Annotated in this window: 19 protein-coding genes and 1 pseudogene; 12 read left to right on the plus strand and 8 right to left on the minus strand. The window is 58.7% G+C overall.

The genetic code is table 11. The features are described from left to right. Positions 1-19: 19 nt before the first annotated feature. Positions 20-1588 carry a phospholipase D family protein gene (locus ACN1C3_RS01220; protein WP_419113961.1) on the plus strand — a complete coding sequence of 523 codons (1569 nt, stop codon included), beginning with the start codon at positions 20-22 and terminating at the stop codon, positions 1586-1588. On the opposite strand, the gene ACN1C3_RS01225 is transcribed toward ACN1C3_RS01220, so the two are convergent. After that, positions 1585-2730, minus strand: coding sequence for an MFS transporter (locus tag ACN1C3_RS01225; protein WP_419113962.1), 1146 nt, complete (start codon positions 2728-2730; stop codon positions 1585-1587). The two genes, ACN1C3_RS01220 and ACN1C3_RS01225, sit on opposite strands and share 4 nt — an antisense overlap. Positions 2731-2848: 118 nt before the next feature. Beyond that, complete coding sequence (locus ACN1C3_RS01230) at positions 2849-4342, minus strand: aldehyde dehydrogenase (protein WP_419113963.1); 1494 nt, start codon at positions 4340-4342, stop codon at positions 2849-2851. Between the two features lie 237 nt (positions 4343-4579). Here ACN1C3_RS01230 and ACN1C3_RS01235 point away from each other — a divergent pair, with 237 nt between their 5' ends. Continuing rightward, positions 4580-4942, plus strand: coding sequence for a cupin domain-containing protein (locus ACN1C3_RS01235; protein WP_419113964.1), 363 nt, complete (start codon positions 4580-4582; stop codon positions 4940-4942). 58 nt (positions 4943-5000) lie between these two features. On the opposite strand, the gene rpmG is transcribed toward ACN1C3_RS01235, so the two are convergent. Together rpmG and rpmB are read right to left on the minus strand one after the other, a co-directional pair. Continuing rightward, the gene (rpmG, locus tag ACN1C3_RS01240) at positions 5001-5156 is read right to left on the minus strand and encodes a 50S ribosomal protein L33 (RefSeq protein WP_003437824.1); all 156 of its coding nucleotides are present in this window, start codon (positions 5154-5156) and stop codon (positions 5001-5003) included. 11 nt (positions 5157-5167) lie between these two features. Next, positions 5168-5404, minus strand: coding sequence for a 50S ribosomal protein L28 (gene rpmB / locus ACN1C3_RS01245; RefSeq protein ID WP_163944889.1), 237 nt, complete (start codon positions 5402-5404; stop codon positions 5168-5170). Positions 5405-5950: 546 nt separating this feature from the next. Between rpmB and ACN1C3_RS01250 the strand changes: the two genes are divergently transcribed. Beyond that, positions 5951-7537: an ABC transporter substrate-binding protein gene (locus ACN1C3_RS01250; RefSeq protein WP_419113965.1), complete on the plus strand. Its 1587-nt coding sequence runs from the start codon at positions 5951-5953 to the stop codon at positions 7535-7537. A gap of 13 nt (positions 7538-7550) precedes the next feature. Here the strand turns inward: ACN1C3_RS01250 and radC are convergent, their stop codons facing one another. Next, positions 7551-8225 carry a RadC family protein gene (gene radC / locus ACN1C3_RS01255; protein ID WP_419113966.1) on the minus strand — a complete coding sequence of 225 codons (675 nt, stop codon included), beginning with the start codon at positions 8223-8225 and terminating at the stop codon, positions 7551-7553. 142 nt (positions 8226-8367) lie between these two features. Here radC and coaBC point away from each other — a divergent pair, with 142 nt between their 5' ends. The 5 genes and pseudogenes from coaBC to argB all read left to right on the plus strand — a co-directional run bounded on the left by coaBC (position 8368) and on the right by argB (position 12631). Further along, the gene (gene coaBC / locus ACN1C3_RS01260; RefSeq protein WP_419113967.1) at positions 8368-9576 is read left to right on the plus strand and encodes a bifunctional phosphopantothenoylcysteine decarboxylase/phosphopantothenate--cysteine ligase CoaBC; all 1209 of its coding nucleotides are present in this window, start codon (positions 8368-8370) and stop codon (positions 9574-9576) included. 5 nt (positions 9577-9581) lie between these two features. Continuing rightward, positions 9582-10037 carry a dUTP diphosphatase gene (gene dut / locus ACN1C3_RS01265; protein ID WP_419113968.1) on the plus strand — a complete coding sequence of 152 codons (456 nt, stop codon included), beginning with the start codon at positions 9582-9584 and terminating at the stop codon, positions 10035-10037. A gap of 64 nt (positions 10038-10101) precedes the next feature. Further along, positions 10102-10302, plus strand: coding sequence for a hypothetical protein (locus ACN1C3_RS01270; protein ID WP_419113969.1), 201 nt, complete (start codon positions 10102-10104; stop codon positions 10300-10302). Continuing rightward, a pseudogene (locus ACN1C3_RS01275) lies at positions 10293-11696 on the plus strand (phosphomannomutase/phosphoglucomutase); the annotation flags it as partial. The gene ACN1C3_RS01270 and the pseudogene ACN1C3_RS01275, both read left to right, overlap by 10 nt. A 29-nt stretch (positions 11697-11725) precedes the next feature. Then, entirely contained in the window at positions 11726-12631 is a 906-nt protein-coding gene (argB, locus tag ACN1C3_RS01280) for an acetylglutamate kinase (protein WP_419113970.1), read from the plus strand. Between the two features lie 74 nt (positions 12632-12705). Here argB and pyrE read toward each other — a convergent pair whose 3' ends face one another. Next, positions 12706-13347, minus strand: coding sequence for an orotate phosphoribosyltransferase (gene pyrE / locus ACN1C3_RS01285; protein WP_419113971.1), 642 nt, complete (start codon positions 13345-13347; stop codon positions 12706-12708). Positions 13348-13428: 81 nt separating this feature from the next. On the opposite strand from pyrE, the gene ACN1C3_RS01290 reads away from it, so the two are divergent. Beyond that, the gene (locus tag ACN1C3_RS01290) at positions 13429-14208 is read left to right on the plus strand and encodes an exodeoxyribonuclease III (RefSeq protein WP_007934608.1); all 780 of its coding nucleotides are present in this window, start codon (positions 13429-13431) and stop codon (positions 14206-14208) included. 61 nt (positions 14209-14269) lie between these two features. Here ACN1C3_RS01290 and ACN1C3_RS01295 read toward each other — a convergent pair whose 3' ends face one another. Together ACN1C3_RS01295 and rph are read right to left on the minus strand one after the other, a co-directional pair. Continuing rightward, a complete protein-coding gene (locus ACN1C3_RS01295) occupies positions 14270-14638 on the minus strand; it encodes a DUF4870 domain-containing protein (RefSeq protein WP_419113972.1) in 369 nt (122 codons plus the stop codon). 29 nt (positions 14639-14667) lie between these two features. Continuing rightward, complete coding sequence (gene rph, locus ACN1C3_RS01300) at positions 14668-15390, minus strand: ribonuclease PH (protein WP_419113973.1); 723 nt, start codon at positions 15388-15390, stop codon at positions 14668-14670. Positions 15391-15670: 280 nt separating this feature from the next. On the opposite strand from rph, the gene ACN1C3_RS01305 reads away from it, so the two are divergent. The 3 genes from ACN1C3_RS01305 (at position 15671) to rpoZ (ending at position 17597) form a co-directional block, all read left to right on the plus strand. Continuing rightward, positions 15671-16534, plus strand: a complete 864-nt coding sequence (locus ACN1C3_RS01305; RefSeq protein ID WP_419113974.1) for a YicC/YloC family endoribonuclease — start codon at positions 15671-15673, stop codon at positions 16532-16534. A gap of 12 nt (positions 16535-16546) precedes the next feature. Then, complete coding sequence (gene gmk, locus ACN1C3_RS01310; RefSeq protein ID WP_419113975.1) at positions 16547-17167, plus strand: guanylate kinase; 621 nt, start codon at positions 16547-16549, stop codon at positions 17165-17167. Between the two features lie 166 nt (positions 17168-17333). Next, positions 17334-17597, plus strand: coding sequence for a DNA-directed RNA polymerase subunit omega (gene rpoZ, locus ACN1C3_RS01315; protein ID WP_150640823.1), 264 nt, complete (start codon positions 17334-17336; stop codon positions 17595-17597). Positions 17598-17617: the final 20 nt, after the last annotated feature.

Raw genomic sequence — 17617 nt, forward strand, 5'->3', positions numbered from 1 at the left:
CCAATCGGGACGATCCGACTTGAGATCCAGACGAGCACTGCCCTTTCTTCTGCTGTTCGTCCTGACCTTGGGCGGTTGCGCCACGTTCGACGTGCCGCGCGAGCCCAGTCAGGCCTTGCCTGCGGCGAACTCAGCGTTCGGCCGTTCGATCCAGGCCCAAGCGGCGCCCTACCAGGGTCAGTCCGGTTTCCGTTTGCTATCCAACAGCGGCGAAGCCTTCATGGCCCGCGCCGAGCTGATCCGCAATGCCCAGAGCAGCCTCGACTTGCAGTACTACATCGTCCATGACGGCCTTAGTACGCGGATGCTGGCGGAAGAGCTGCTCAAGGCGGCTGATCGCGGTGTGCGCGTGCGCATCCTGCTGGATGACACCACCAGCGATGGCCTGGATCAGATCATCGCCACCCTCGCCGCCCACCCACACATCCAGATTCGTCTGTTCAACCCGCTGCACCTTGGGCGCAGTACCGGTGTGACCCGGACCATGGGCCGGTTGTTCAACCTGTCGCAGCAACACCGGCGCATGCACAACAAGTTGTGGCTGGCGGACAACAGCGTGGCCATCGTCGGAGGGCGCAATTTAGGCGACGAGTATTTCGATGCCGAACCTAATCTGAATTTCACCGATATCGACATGCTCAGTGTCGGCCCGGTCGCCGAGCAGCTCGGGCACAGCTTCGACCAATACTGGAACAGTGCTCTGAGCAAACCGATTGATGAGTTTCTCTCGAGCAAACCGTCGGCCAAGGACCTGGCCAACACCCGACTGCGACTGGAAGAATCCCTGGTCGAAGCCCAGCAACAGAACCAAACGCTGTATCAGCGACTGATGACTTATCGGACCAAACCACGCATGGATATCTGGCGCAAAGAGTTAATCTGGGCCTGGAATCAGGCGCTGTGGGATGCGCCGAGCAAGGTCCTGGCCAAAGGCGAGCCAGACCCACAGTTGCTGCTAACCACCCAACTGGCCCCGGAGCTCCAGGGCGTCAGCAAAGAACTGATCATGATCTCGGCCTACTTCGTTCCTGGTCAGCCGGGGTTGGTGTATCTGACCGGGCGCGCTGACGCTGGCGTCTCGGTGAGCTTACTGACCAACTCACTGGAAGCCACCGATGTGCCAGCGGTACATGGCGGTTACGCACCCTATCGCAAAGCCTTGCTGGAACATGGCGTGCAGCTGTTCGAACTGCGGCGCCAACCTGGAGAGGGTGGCGGCAGCGCGCCACATCTACTCCAAAGCGGCTCGTACCGCGGTTCTGACTCCAGCCTGCACAGCAAAGCGATGATCTTCGACCGACAGAAGTCCTTCATCGGCTCGTTCAATTTCGACCCGCGCTCGGTACTGTGGAACACCGAAGTCGGCGTGATGGTCGACAGCCCTGAACTGGCCGAACATGTCTGCGCGCTGGCCCTGCAAGGTATGGCGCCGGCCCTGAGTTATCAGGCCTGGCTGGAGAATGGCCAAGTGGTCTGGGTCACTGAAGACAACCAGCAACTGCATACCCTGACCCGTGAACCCGGGAGCTGGTGGCGGCACTTCACCGCCTGGCTCAGCACCACCGTTGGCCTTGAGCGGATGCTTTAAATCGCCTCGGTCACCGTACCGAAAGCTCCCTGCCGCGACACAATAATCACCAATCCAAAAGCACCGGCCGCCATCAACAGCGGCAAGGCATGCCCGCTGATCCATTGGCCACCCGCCCCTGCCGTCAGCGGCCCGATCAGGCAACCAATGCCCCACAGCTGTGCGATGTGGGCGTTGGCGCGGACCAGAGCATCATCACGGTAGCGCTCGCCGATCAGAATCAACGACAAGGTAAACAACCCACCGGCACTGGCACCGAACAGCACCCATAGCGGCCAGATCAGCAACGTGTCGATCAGCAGCGCAATCGCCAGGCTCGACAGCAGCAAGACCATTGCGCAACCGGTAAACAGCGTACGACGCGACAGCCGATCCGCCAGCGCGCCAATCGGCAGCTGCAGCAAGGCATCGCCGACCACCACGGTGCTGACCATCGCCAAGGCAATTTCTGCGGTGAAGCCCTGGCGCAAGCAATAGACCGGCAGCAATGTCAGGATCATCGCTTCAAACGCGGCAAACAGCGCCACCGCCCAGGCAATCGCCGGCAAACCACGACAAAAGCCCAACAAGTCGCTCAACGTCACGCTGAGCGCTTCGCTGGTTGGCGCTCCACTGCGGCCCAGCAATAGGAGCGGCGAGACCACCAACAGACCAACGCCGACCCAGAAACCAAAATCACTTTCGGTTCCCAGAGCCCCCAGCAGCAACGGCCCAGACAGTTGGCTCAGGGCATAACTGCTGCCGTACAGCGCCACCAACCGTCCGCGCCATTGCTCCACGACCAACTGGTTGATCCAGCTTTCGCCGAGGATGAAAACAATCGTCAGGATGACCCCGATCATCAGGCGCAGCACCAGCCAGATCGGGTAGCTCGGCAACAACGCCACCAGGCCGATTGAGATCGCTCCTGCCCACAGGCACAAACGCATCAAGGCCGCCGTACCGAAACGTGCCGCCAGGCGACTGGAGATTTTGGCGCCCAGGAGCACCCCCATCGCCGGCATCGCCGCCATGACACCAATGGCGAACGAACCATAGCCCCAACTTTCCAGCCGCAACGACACCAGCGGCATGCTGACGCCCAGTGCCAGGCCGACACTCAGGACAGACGCCAATACGGCGAAATAAGTCGCCCAACGCATTTCCACGCTCCTGTGGATTATTGTTTTCGAGAAGCTGATGCAACACAGCCGGGCTTCCCTTGAGGAAAGCCCGGCTGCGAGATAGATCAATGCAGGCTCAACGAGCCTGCATCCAGTATTACAACTTGATCCAGGTCGCCTTCAACTCGGTGTACTTGTCGAACGCGTGCAAAGACTTGTCACGGCCGTTGCCCGATTGCTTGAAGCCACCAAACGGTGCGGTCATGTCGCCGCCATCGTACTGGTTGATCCAGACACTACCGGCACGCAACGCTTTGGCAGTCAGGTGAGCCTTGGAAATGTTGGCCGTCCACACCGCTGCAGCCAGGCCATACGGCGTGTCGTTGGCGATTTGAATGGCTTCTTCCACGGTGTCGAAAGCGATGACCGACAGCACCGGACCAAAGATTTCTTCCTGAGCGATTTTCATCGCGTTGCTGACGCCGTCGAAAATCGTCGGCTCGACGTAGGTGCCGCCGGTTTCCTGCAGGATGCGCTTGCCGCCGGCTACCAGCTTGGCGCCACCGGTGTGACCGGCTTCGATGTAGGACAGCACGGTGTTCATCTGCTGAGTATCCACCAGCGCACCGACGTTGGTCGCCGGGTCCAGCGGATTACCAGGTTTCCAGCCTTTGAGGGCTTCGATCACCAATGGCAGGAAGCTGTCCTTGATCGAACGCTCGACCAGCAGACGCGAACCGGCGGTGCAAACTTCGCCCTGGTTGAAGGCGATGGCACCGGCCGCGGCTTCGGCGGCTGCTTGCAGGTTTGGAGCATCGGCAAACACGATGTTCGGGCTCTTGCCGCCGGCTTCGAGCCAAACGCGCTTCATGTTCGATTCGCCGGAGTAGATCAGCAACTGCTTGGCGATCTTGGTCGAACCGGTGAACACCAGCGTGTCGACGTCCATGTGCAACGCGAGCGCCTTGCCGACGGTGTGACCGTAGCCAGGCAGTACGTTCAACACGCCAGCCGGGATGCCGGCTTCAACGGCCAGTGCCGCGATGCGAATGGCGGTCAGCGGCGATTTTTCGGACGGCTTGAGAATCACCGAGTTCCCCGTGGACAGCGCCGGGCCGAGCTTCCAGCAGGCCATCATCAACGGGAAGTTCCACGGCACGATGGCCGCGACAACGCCTACTGGCTCACGGGTCACCAGACCCAGCTGATCGTGCGGCGTGGCAGCGACTTCATCGTAGATTTTGTCGATGGCTTCGCCACTCCAGCTCAGCGCCTGCGCTGCACCTGGAACGTCGATACCCAGGGAGTCACTGATCGGCTTGCCCATGTCGAGGGTTTCAAGCAGCGCCAGCTCCTCGGCGTGCTTTTTCAGCAAGCCGGCAAAGCGAATCATGGTGGATTTGCGTTTGCTCGGCGCCAGACGCGACCAGACACCAGAATTGAACGTAGCGCGGGCATTCTCTACTGCGCGCTGGGCGTCGGCGGCGTCACAGCTGGCGATCTTGCCCAGCAGACGGCCATCGACCGGGCTGATGCACTCGAACGTCTCGCTGGAGACCGCATCGGTGTATTCGCCATTGATATAAGCACGGCCTTCGATCTTCAGATCGCGAGCGCGTTGTTCCCAGTCAGCACGAGTCAGGGTGGTCATACGAGTGTCCTCCTCTTATTGAATACAAGCGCCACGCGTTCTACGCAGGCACCCTCAAGAATTCTGCCCGGCCAGCCTACACTTCGGCCCAAGGCACTTGCCACCCTAAACCAGCGGCACCTCAAGTTTCAATATATTTGACAAAACGCCGTCAAACGGCCTTGCGATGTTCATTTTAATAAACATAGACTTTGGGCTTTCCAGCCACTCGCGCCGAAATCACGGGGAATAAAAACAATGAGCATCCAGGACATCGTCGACTTCAACCAGGCCAGCACCCAAGCGGAGCGCTTTCGCCCAATCCAGGAAAAAATCCTCAAAGGCGACCCCGAGCAAACTATCTACAACCACTACAACAGCCCTTGCGGCCAGATGAGTGCAGGTGTGTGGGAAGGCGCCGTGGGTCAGTGGCTGGTGAACTACACCGAACACGAATACTGCGAAATCGTACAGGGCGTTTCCGTACTACGAGACAGAGAAGGCAACGCCAAGACGCTCCGCGTGGGCGATCGTTTTGTCATCCCCGCAGGCTTCAGAGGCACCTGGGAAGTGCTGGAGCCCTGCCGCAAGATCTATGTGGTGTTTGAACAGAAGGCCTGAATCCCAGGCACAAAAAAACCCGCCAGAAGGCGGGTTTTTTTGTCAGAAGCAAAACCAATTACTTGATTTTGGCTTCTTTGTAGATCACGTGCTTGCGAACCCGCGGATCGAATTTTTTGATTTCGATTTTATCCGGAGTGGTGCGCTTGTTCTTATCGGTGGTGTAGAAGTGGCCAGTACCGGCACTCGACACCAAACGGATCAATTCACGCATGATTCTCTCCCTTAGACCTTAGCGCCATTGCGGCGAATTTCGAGAAGCACGACATCAATGCCACGCTTGTCGATGATACGCATGCCTTTGGCAGATACGCGCAGACGCACAAAACGCTTCTCGGACTCGACCCAGAAGCGGTGATGCTGCAGGTTCGGCAGGAAACGACGACGGGTTTTGTTATTTGCGTGGGAAATGTTATTCCCAGTCACCGGACCCTTACCGGTAACTTGACATACTCTCGACATGCCTCAGCCCTCTAAAACCACATGCCCAACCCGGCATGGGTTGGCCGCTTAATCTCTCAGTCATTTGGCGCCAGGCGCCGCGTTTCTTTAAGGGTCTTACCGGCTACACCTACAAGCGAAGGAACCGGGCCCCTAGAAAAGAGCGCTGCTTTATACCAGAAAGACCCGATAGCAACAACAAGCGATGTAATCTACCTTTCGTAAAGTGCCGTTTTTCTTGCTCCGGACGCCCAAACCAAAGGCTGACGAAGGTAGTTACCGCTCGTCGCTGAGGTTGAGCTTTGTTGCCGCCACACGCGATTCCAGCACAAAGAATAGCCCTGAATTACCCCAATCAAAGGCTGACAAAGGCCATATTTTTCCGAAAAAAAGGCTCTGATTTCGTCAGAGCAACCGGTTATCTGGCAATTTACCGCTTAATAAACGACAAACCCGAGAAACGACAATCTGAAAAATTGGATAGTTATTTTCAAAAGAGGCCACTAGGGTAAGCCTTTTCCAGACTGCACTCGCAGATGGGCCTTCGATTTGCAAAGGAAACCGAATATGCGCCTCGCTGCCCTACCGCTACTGCTCGCCCCCCTTCTGAGCCCGCTGGCCCATGCCGCCGCCCTGAGCGTCTGCACTGAGGCCAGTCCGGAAGGTTTCGACGTGGTGCAATACAACTCGCTGAGCACCACCAATGCCTCCGCCGACGTGCTGATGAATCGCCTGGTGGACTTCGATACCGCCAGCGGCAAAGTGGTACCCAGCCTCGCCGACAGCTGGGAAGTTTCCATCGACGGTCTGACGTACATCTTCAAACTGCATCCGCAGGTGAAATTCCATCACACCGATTACTTCAGCCCGAACCGCGACCTGACTGCAGAGGATGTGAAGTTCAGCTTCGACCGGATGCTTGACCCTGCCAACCCATGGCACCAAATCGCTCAGAGCGGCTTCCCGCATGCGCAATCGATGCAATTGCCAGCCCTGATCAAAAAAATCGACGCGCTCGACCCGCTGACCGTGCGATTCACCCTCGATCACCCAGACTCGACATTCCTTGCGACCCTGACCATGGGCTTCGCGTCGATTTATTCGGCTGAATATGCCGACCAGTTGCTTAAGGCCGGAACCCCGGAAAAACTCAACAGCCAACCGATCGGCAGCGGTCCGTTCATTTTCGGACGCTTCCAGAAAGACGCTTCAATCCGCTACAAGGCCAACCGCGACTACTTCGGCGGCAAGCCTTCGGTGGACTCACTGGTATTCGCCATCACACCGGACGCGAACGTGCGCCTGCAAAAGCTGCGGCGTAACGAGTGCCAGATTGCCCTTTCGCCTAAACCGCTGGATGTGCAGGCTGCCAGTCAGGAGCCGGCACTGAAAGTTGAGAGAACGCCGGCGTTCATGACCGCTTTCGTCGCCATCAACAGCCAACACCCGCCGCTGGACAAGCCTGAAGTACGTCAGGCCATCAACCTCGCCTTTGATAAAACCAGCTACCTCAAAGCCGTCTTCGAAGACACCGCCGAACCCGCCGGCGGGCCGTACCCGCCCAACACATGGAGCTATGCCAAGGAGCTGCCGGGCTACTCCCATGACATTGTTAAAGCGCGACAATTGCTGGCCACGGCCGGCCTTAAAGACGGCTTCAAGACCACCATCTGGACCCGCCCCTCAGGCAGCCTGCTCAACCCGAACCCAAGCCTGGGTGCGCAGCTATTGCAGGCAGATCTGGCCGAAGTCGGCATTCAGGCCGAGATTCGGGTGATCGAATGGGGCGAGCTGATCCGCCGCGCGAAAGCCGGTGAGCACGATCTGCTGTTCATGGGATGGGCTGGCGACAACGGTGATCCGGATAATTTCCTCACGCCGCAGTTCTCGTGCGCAGCGGTGAAATCCGGCACCAATTTCGCCCGCTACTGCGACCCAGGGCTGGACAAGCTGATCAGTGCAGGCAAAACCACCGGCGAGCAAGGTGTGCGCAGCAAGCTGTACGAACAGGCCCAGGCGCAAATCCAGCAACAGGCGCTCTGGCTGCCCCTGGCGCACCCGACCGCCTTCGCCCTGACGCGCAAGGAGGTGCATGGCTACCAGGTCAGCCCATTCGGCCGCCAGGACTTTTCAAAGGTCAGCATCAAGCCCTGAGTCGTTGTGGAGGCTACATCCAGCCGTACTCGGACATCGACAGGGGATCGCCTTCACCGATGATGAAATGGTCAAGCACTGTCACATCGATCAGATCCAGCGCCTTCTGAAGGCGCTTGGTCAGTGCACGATCAGCCTGACTCGGCTCGGCGACACCCGAAGGGTGGTTGTGACACAGAATCAGCGCCGCTGCGTTGTGTGCCAGAGCACGTTTGACCACCTGGCGAGGATGGACGCTGGTGGTGTCAATCGAGCCCCTGAACAGCGCCTCGAATGCCAGCACACGATGTTTGGCATCCAGAAACAGGCAGCCAAATACTTCGTGCGGCTCATGACGCAACAGCGCTTTGAGGTAGTCACGTACGACTAACGGGCTGTCCAGGACGGACTCTCGCCGTAACCTCTCAGCCAAGTGACGCCGGGCCATCTCCAGCACTGCCTGCAACTGAGCGAATTTTGCCGGACCCAGCCCCAACTGACGGCTGAAGGTCTGCTGATCCGCCTCCATCAGTGCCCGCAGACTGCCAAATTGAAGCAGCAGGTGTCGCGCAAGGTCGACAGCACTTTTGCCGCTCACGCCGGTTCGCAGAAAGATTGCCAGCAACTCGGCATCGGAAAGGCTCGCCGAGCCTTGATCAAGAAGTTTTTCCCGCGGGCGTTCTGCCGCAGGCCAATCGCGAATGCTCATAGCACCTCCATGTGTGAGTGGGCGCCGCTGTTCCGTAGCGGTCGCTGTGCTATCTTAGCCCATCTTTTTTGCGTGCGATTTCACCTGGGGAGGGGGGCATCGCAACCGCAACGTAGTCATCACTGAACGGAAAGGCAGGCCTATGCAGCGGCTGTATCGGAAACGCATTGTTCTCGGCGTCGGCGGCGGCATCGCCGCCTATAAGAGCGCCGAGCTGGTTCGCCGACTCCTCGACCAAGGCGCGGAAGTGCGCGTGGTCATGACCCGTGGCGGCAGCGAGTTCATCACTCCGCTGACCATGCAGGCCCTGTCCGGGCACCCGGTCCATATGGACTTGCTCGACCCGGCGGCCGAAGCTGCGATGGGCCATATCGAGCTGGCGAAGTGGGCCGACCTGGTGTTGATCGCCCCCGCCACCGCAGACCTTATCGCCCGTCTGGCCCAAGGTATTGCCGATGACCTGCTGACCACCCTGGTGCTGGCCACCGACGCCACCGTCGCCATTGCGCCGGCTATGAACCAGGCCATGTGGCGCGACCCGGCTACCCAAGCCAACACCCAATTGCTCGAAAGCCGTGGCCTGCGGGTGTTCGGTCCGGCCTCTGGCAGCCAGGCCTGCGGTGACGTCGGCATGGGTCGCATGCTCGAAGCCAATGACCTCGCGCTCTGCGCTGCCGACTGTTTCCAGCACCAGTCACTGACCGGCAAACACGTGTTGATCACTGCCGGTCCGACCCAGGAAAACATTGATCCGGTGCGCTACATCACCAATCACAGTTCCGGAAAAATGGGGTTCGCACTGGCCGAAGCGGCTGTCGAAGCCGGCGCTCGCGTCACCTTGATCACCGGCCCCGTGCATTTGCCGACGCCAGACCGAGTGACGCGAATCGACGTGGTCAGTGCCCGGGACATGCTCGCCGCTTGCGAAGCCGCAATCCCCTGCGACCTGTTTATCGCCTCTGCGGCGGTCGCCGACTACCGCCCCGAAGTCGTTGCCCCACAGAAACTCAAGAAAGACCCTACGAACGGCGACGGCTTACTGCTGCAGATGGTGCGCAACCCTGACATTCTGGCCACCATCGCCACCCGTCCCGACCGTCCGTTCAGTGTCGGCTTCGCTGCCGAAACCGAACACCTGCTCGACTACGCTGCACGCAAGCTGAAAGACAAAAACCTCGATCTGATCGTCGCCAACGACGTCGCCAACCCGAGCATTGGCTTCAACAGTGAGGAAAACGCTTGCAGCGTGATTGACCGGGACTTGCACGCAACGCTCTTTGCCCAGACCAGCAAGGGCAAGATTGCCCGCCAGCTGATCACTTTTATCGCCGAACGTCTGAACCAGGTTTAATTCGCATGCACGCTTTACAAGCCAAGATCCTCGACCCACGCATCGGCACTGAATTCCCGCTGCCGCAGTACGCCACGCCAGGCTCCGCCGGCCTCGACCTGCGCGCCATGCTGGAAAAAGACACTGTCATCAAGCCAGGCGAAACCCTGCTGATCCCTACCGGCCTGTCGGTGTACATCGGCGATCCGGGTTTGGCGGCGCTGATTCTGCCGCGCTCAGGCCTGGGCCATAAGCACGGCATCGTGCTGGGCAATCTGGTCGGCCTGATCGACTCCGATTACCAGGGCCCGCTGATGGTGTCGTGCTGGAACCGTGGCCAGACCGATTTCAACATCGTGGTTGGCGAACGCCTGGCCCAGCTGGTGCTGGTGCCCGTGGTTCAAGCGCACTTCGAGCTGGTCGAAGAGTTCGATGAAACCCAGCGCGGCACCGGCGGCTTCGGACACTCCGGCAGCCACTGATCACAGAAAGGCCGGGCCCCTGCCCGGCCTGAAACCCACATTTTATGTTTCAGGGACGAAAAAATTGCTTAGACCTCATCTGGAACGTTTACCGCCGGAAATCAAGGCATTGACCGGCCATTCGGTCGCGGACGCTGGTGACATGGCCTTTGCCCACCACGAACTCTCTGCCGAAAACGCCGTCATACCCTTCAGTTTGAGCCTGTCGACGAGTTTTGCGCAGGCAGGTCCAGCCACTTTCGAGATGGAGCATTTCCAGAAATGAGCACCCCAGCCCAAGTCGCACCGAAGTTCCCCGACAGCATTTTCCGCGCTTACGACATTCGCGGCACTGTCCCGGAAACCCTGACCGCTGAAACCGCTTATTGGATCGGTCGCGCTATCGGCTCCCAGAGCCTGGCTCAGGACGAACCAAACGTTTCCGTTGGCCGCGACGGCCGCCTGTCCGGTCCGCAGCTGGTGGAACAACTGATCCAGGGCCTGGCCGACAGCGGTTGCCACGTCAGCGATGTCGGCCTGGTGCCAACGCCTGCGCTGTATTACGCCGCTAACGTACTGGCCGGCAAATCCGGTGTGATGCTTACCGGTAGCCACAACCCGTCGAACTACAACGGCTTCAAGATCGTCATTGCCGGCGACACCCTGGCGAACGAACAGATCCAGGCCCTGCACGAACGCCTCAAGACCAACAACCTGAGCAGCGGCAAGGGCAGCATCACCAAGGTCGAGATCCTCGATCGCTACAACACCGAAATCGTCCAGGACATCAAGTTGGCTCGCCGCCTGAAAGTGGTGGTCGATTGCGGTAACGGCGCCGCCGGCGTGATCGCCCCGCAACTGATCGAAGCCCTGAACTGTGAAGTCATCCCACTGTTCTGCGAAGTCGATGGCAACTTCCCGAACCACCACCCGGACCCGGGCAAGCCTGAAAATCTCGTCGACCTGATCGCCAAGGTCAAGGAAACCAAGGCCGACCTGGGCCTGGCCTTCGACGGCGACGGCGACCGTGTTGGGGTTGTGACCAACACCGGCAGCATCGTCTTCCCGGACCGCCTGCTGATGCTGTTCGCCCGCGACGTCGTGGCGCGCAACCCGGATGCGGAAATCATCTTCGACGTCAAATGCACCCGCCGCCTGACGCCATTGATCAAGGAATACGGCGGTCGACCGCTAATGTGGAAGACCGGTCATTCGTTGATCAAAAAGAAAATGAAGCAAACGGGCGCCCTGTTGGCCGGTGAAATGAGCGGGCATATCTTCTTCAAGGAACGCTGGTTCGGTTTCGACGACGGCATTTATAGCGCCGCGCGGCTGCTGGAAATCCTCAGCAAGGAAAAATCCACTGCGGAAGAGTTGTTTGCGACCTTCCCTAACGATATTTCTACGCCAGAAATCAATATCCATGTGACCGAAGAGAGCAAATTCAGCATCATTGATGCACTGCACGACGCGCAGTGGGGCGAAGGCGCCGACCTGACCACCATTGACGGCGTGAGAGTCGACTATGCCGAAGGCTGGGGTCTGGTTCGCGCCTCTAACACCACACCGGTGTTGGTGCTGCGCTTCGAGGCCGATACCGAGGCCGAGCTGCAACGCATCAAGGACGTGTTCCATGTCCAGCTGAAACGCGTTGCACCTGATCTCCAATTACCGTTCTGATTGACTAGATAGTTTCACCGGAGCCCTGAATGACCCTCGAACGCGATGCCGCCGCCAACACCGCCAAGGTTCTATCCGAAGCGCTGCCTTATATTCGCCGCTACGTTGGCAAGACGCTGGTGATCAAATATGGCGGCAACGCTATGGAAAGCGACGAGCTGAAAACCGGCTTTGCTCGCGATATCGTGCTGATGAAGGCCGTGGGTATTAACCCGGTGGTCGTTCACGGCGGCGGCCCGCAGATCGGTGATCTGCTCAAGCGGCTGTCGATCGAGAGCCATTTTGTCGATGGCATGCGCGTCACTGATGCGCAAACCATGGACGTCGTGGAAATGGTCCTCGGCGGCCAGGTGAACAAAGACATCGTCAACCTGATCAACCGCCACGGCGGTAGCGCCATCGGTCTGACCGGCAAGGACGCTGAGCTGATTCGCGCGAAAAAGCTCACGGTCACCCGTCAAACACCAGAAATGACCACTCCGGAAATCATCGATATCGGCCATGTAGGCGAAGTGGTCGGGATCAATACCGACTTGCTGAACCTGCTGGTCAAAGGTGATTTCATCCCGGTCATCGCACCTATCGGTGTCGGCGCCGATGGCGAGTCGTACAACATCAACGCCGATCTGGTGGCTGGCAAGGTAGCTGAGGCCCTCAAAGCCGAGAAACTGATGCTGCTGACCAACATTGCCGGCTTGATGGACAAGCAAGGCAAAGTCCTGACCGGCCTGACCACCGAGCAGGTCAATGAGTTGATCGCAGACGGGACCATCTACGGCGGCATGCTGCCGAAGATCCGTTGCGCACTGGAAGCGGTGCAAGGCGGTGTGACCACCTCGCACATCATCGACGGTCGCGTACCTAACGCGGTGCTGCTGGAAATCTTCACCGATACCGGCGTAGGCACACTGATCAGCAATCGCAAGCGTCACTAAGCGATGAAAACAAAAGGCCCCGCTCAGCATGCTGAGCGGGGCCTTTTTTATTGCGGTTCAAATCCTGGCGAAGATCAGATCCCGTACTGCGCGCGGTAGGCTTCGACCGCTGGCAGATGCTGCTTGAGCTGCGGATCATCAGCCAGGAACTGCAGAACCTGGGTCAAGGACACGATGCTGACCACCGGAATACCGAAGTCACGCTCCACTTCCTGGATCGCCGACAACTCACCGTTGCCGCGCTCCTGGCGGTTCAGAGCGATCAGTACACCGGCAGCTTTGGCACCCTGAGCCTGAATGATCTGCATCACTTCGCGAATCGCAGTACCGGCAGTGATGACGTCGTCGATGATCAGCACATCACCCGCCAGTGGAGCGCCAACCAGGCTGCCGCCTTCGCCATGAGCCTTGGCTTCTTTGCGGTTGAAACACCACGGCAGATCGAGCTGATGATGTTCCGCCAACGCCACGGCCGTCGTGGCCGCCAAAGGAATCCCTTTGTAGGCCGGACCGAACAGCACGTCGAAGGAAATGCCGCTTTCGACGATGGCTGCAGCATAAAAACGCCCGAGCTGAGCCAGGGCCGAACCGCTGTTGAACAGGCCGGCATTGAAGAAGTAAGGACTGGTACGCCCGGACTTCAGGGTGAACTCACCGAAGCGCAAAACGCCGCGATCGATGGCAAAACGAATGAAATCGCGCTGATACGCCTGCATGAAAAAAGCCCCAATATCACGGATTTAGCTAATTAGGTAGACCTCGGGTATCATACACGCACGTGATTTTTGGGGCCATTTATGCGGATCATCAGTGTGAACGTCAATGGTATTCAGGCTGCAGTCGAGCGTGGTTTGCTCAGTTGGCTGCAAGCACAGAACGCCGACGTCATCTGCCTGCAGGACACCCGCGCCTCCGCCTTTGAACTGGACGACCCAGCCTTCCAACTGGATGGCTACTTCCTTTATGCCTGCGAAGCTGAAGTCCCTGCCCAAGGTGGCGTGGCTTTGTATTCGCGGCTGCAACCGAAGGCTGTCATCAGCGGTCTTGGTTTCGAGACGGCAGACCGCTACGGGCGCTACCTGCAAGCCGATTTCGACAAGGTCAGCATCGCGACCTTGCTGCTTCCATCAGGGCAGAACGGCGATGAAGACTTGAACCAGAAGTTCAAGCTTATGGACGACTTCGCTCGTTACCTGGATAAACAGCGGCGCAAACGTCGCGAGTACATTTATTGTGGCTCGCTCTACGTGGCGCAACAGAAGCTGGATATCAAAAACTGGCGCGACAGCCAGCAATCTCCAGGTTTCCTGGCGCCTGAACGGGCCTGGATGGACGAGATTGTCGGCAACATGGGTTATGTCGATGCCCTGCGTGAAGTCAGTCGTGAAGGCGATCAGTACAGCTGGTGGCCGGACAACGAACAGGCCGAGATGCTCAACCTGGGCTGGCGCTTCGATTACCAGCTGCTGACACCGGGCCTGCGTCGCTTCGTACGTAGTGCACGCCTGCCACGTCAGCCACGCTTCTCGCAGCACGCACCCTTGATCGTGGATTACGACTGGACGCTGACCATCTAAGCGTCTTTTCGCAGCCACAAAAAAGCCGACAGCAATGTCGGCTTTTTTGTGGGCGTCAATTTTACTTGATCAGGCGCCAAGTGAAGGGATAGCGATACGGCACCCCTTCATTGGCCTTGATGCCGCCGATAATCGCCAGCACCAAGGCACCAATCGCTACCAGCCCGAACAGGAAGAACCCGATTATCAGCACCATCAACAAAAAGCAGATGGCCGATGCGATGGCGACGGTGATCTGAAAATTCAGTGCTTCCTTGCCCTGCGCATCGATGAACGGGTCCATCTCGCGCTTCATCTGCCAGAGAATCAGCGGCCCAATCAGCGTACCGAAAGGAATCCAGATCCCCAGCAAGGCGGACAAGTGACAAAACATCGCCCATTGGCGAACCTCCTGGCTCGGCATAGGCAGTGGAAGTTGTTCGTCACTCATGGCGCTCTCCTTGCTGGATGTCGGGGCAATCAGTCAGCCAGTGCAGCTTTTTGCAGCTCGAAAATCTCGTTCATGCCTTTCTTCGCCAATGCCAGCATCGCGTTCAGTTCTTCAGGCTGGAACGGCGCGCCTTCGGCAGTACCCTGAACTTCAATGAAGCCGCCGGTGCTGGTCATCACGACGTTGAGATCAGTCTCGGCAGCCGAGTCTTCCAGGTAGTCAAGATCGAGCACCGGCACGCCTTGGTACATACCCACCGAAACAGCAGCGATCATTTGCTTGAGCGGGTCACCGCCTTTCAGGCCGCCACGCTTCTTGATCACTTTCAAGGCATCGATCAGTGCAACCATGGCCCCGGTGATCGACGCGGTGCGAGTGCCGCCATCGGCCTGGATCACATCGCAATCGACGAACAAGGTGACATCGCCCAGCTTGGACATGTCCAGCGCAGCGCGCAGGGAACGACCGATCAAACGCTGGATCTCGAGCGTACGACCGCCTTGTTTGCCACGGCTCGCCTCACGCTGGTTACGCTCGCCAGTGGCGCGCGGCAGCATGCCGTACTCAGCCGTCAACCAACCCTGGCCCTGGCCTTTCAGGAAACGCGGTACGCCGTTTTCGACGCTGACCGTACAAATCACTTTGGTATCACCAAATTCGACCAGTACAGATCCCTCGGCGTGTTTGGTGTAGTTGCGGGTGATGCGGATCGAGCGGAGCTGATCGGCGGCGCGACCACTTGGACGTTTCATAGGGGAACACCTGTACGGGGACGGAAATCTGCCGAGCATTATAGAGCCCGCAGCACCGACTGGGCACTTCTAAAAAACCTGCGCCGCGACCGATGGCTCTGAACAAGGCTCTGGCGCCGACCGCCGACCAGCTGCAGCCCTTTGTCACACGCACAGTTTGGGAGCATTCGCTGCACTGCGTTACAATCCTGCGCCTTTGCAGCCTGTCGGCTTTAATTTATCCATCAGACCCGCTGAAACCCCTTGGGTTTGCAGCAGGTCCGAATCGCGAGGTACCTCCATGGTGCACAGCATGACCGCCTTCGCCCGCGTCGAAAAAGCCGGCGCCCAAGGCACCCTGAGCTGGGAGTTGCGCTCGGTCAACAGCCGCTACCTGGAACCGCACCTGCGTCTGCCAGAGTCTTTTCGCGACCTCGAAGGCGCTGTACGCGAAGCACTGCGTCAGGGCTTATCCCGCGGAAAACTCGAATGCACCCTGCGTTTCACCGAAGAAACCACGGGCAAGCCGTTGCAGGTTGATCGCGAACGCGCAGCCCAGCTTGTCGCTGCGGCAGAGACCGTGGCCAGCCTGATCAAACACCCTGCTGCCCTGAACCCACTGGAAGTACTGGCCTGGCCGGGCGTGTTGGTGGCCGACGCGACCGACCCGCAAGCACTGAACGCCGAAGCCCTGACCCTATTCAACCAGGGCTTGAAAGAGCTCAAGAGCGGCCGCGAGCGCGAAGGCGCGGAGCTGGCCCGCCTGATCAATGAGCGTCTGAGTTCTATAGAAGAAGATGTGGTGACCCTGCGTGAGCTGGTCCCGCAAATGCTCGCGACCCAGCGTCAGAAAGTCCTCGACCGCTTCGCCGATATGAAGGCCGAGCTGGACCCGCAGCGCCTGGAACAGGAAATGGTCATGCTCGCGCAAAAGAGCGATGTGGCTGAAGAACTGGATCGGCTGAGCACCCACATCATCGAAGTTCGCCGCGTACTCAAATCCGGCGGCGCCGCCGGTCGGCGCCTGGACTTCCTGATGCAAGAGCTCAACCGCGAAGCCAATACACTAGGCTCCAAAGCCTTCGACCCGCGTAGCACTCAGGCTGCGGTCAACCTCAAGGTGTTGATCGAGCAGATGCGCGAACAAGTGCAGAATATTGAGTAAGGCTCCCCTGACATGACCCACAGCACTGGCACCCTCTACATCATTTCCGCCCCCTCAGGCGCGGGCAAGACCAGCCTGGTCAAGGCCCTGATCGACGCGCAGCCGCAAATTCGCGTGTCGGTTTCCCACACCACCCGCGCCATGCGTCCAGGTGAAGTCGACGGGGTGAACTACAACTTTGTCGACCGCGCCGAGTTCGTGCGGATGATCGAGCATGGTGATTTCCTTGAGCGAGCCGAAGTGTTCGGCAACCTCTATGGCACTTCGCAGAGCCATTTGCAGCAAACCCTGGATGAAGGCCATGACCTGATTCTGGAAATCGACTGGCAAGGTGCGGAGCAAGTGCGCAAGTTGATGCCCCAGGCTCGCTCGATCTTCATTTTGCCGCCGTCCCAGCAGGCCTTGCGTCAACGCCTGACCAACCGTGGGCAGGACAGCGATGAAATCATCGAGGGCCGGATGCGCGAAGCAGTCAGCGAGATGAGTCATTACGTCGATTACGACTACCTGATCATCAACGATGATTTCGCTACTGCCTTGGACGATCTGAAAGCGATTTTCCGGGCCAACCAGCTCCATCAAAAGCGTCAGCAGCAACGTTTCGGCAAATTACTGGCTGAACTGTTGGGCTAAAGAGCACTTCCCAAAACCGTTGCAAGGGCTTTACATTGGCACTTGTAGCGCGCCGGAGAGCTTGGCGGAAAATCAGCGCTTCCCTAAACGCTGGTGATTTTTTAAACTGTTGAGTCCGCTCGCCCATCCGGGCAGCGCGCATATTGCATTTGCTACGAGGAATACCATGGCCCGCGTAACCGTTGAAGACTGCCTAGATCACGTGGCTAACCGCTTTGAGCTGGTCATGCTCTCTACCAAACGTGCTCGTCAATTGGCGACCGGCGGCAAAGAGCCAAAGCTGGCCTGGGAAAATGACAAACCTACAGTTATGGCGTTGCGCGAAATCGCAGCAGGCCTGATGAGCTATGAAGTCATCGCTGAAGCAGAAATCGTTGAAGACGAACCGCTGTTCGCGGCGTTCGAGGACGAGTCCAACGAGGCCGTCTAAGCCTATGCCTGGTCGACGTA

Origin of the sequence: Pseudomonas sp. H11T01 (assembly GCF_048515765.1) — a bacterium.
In the GTDB taxonomy this organism is placed as follows: Bacteria; Pseudomonadota; Gammaproteobacteria; order Pseudomonadales; family Pseudomonadaceae; genus Aquipseudomonas.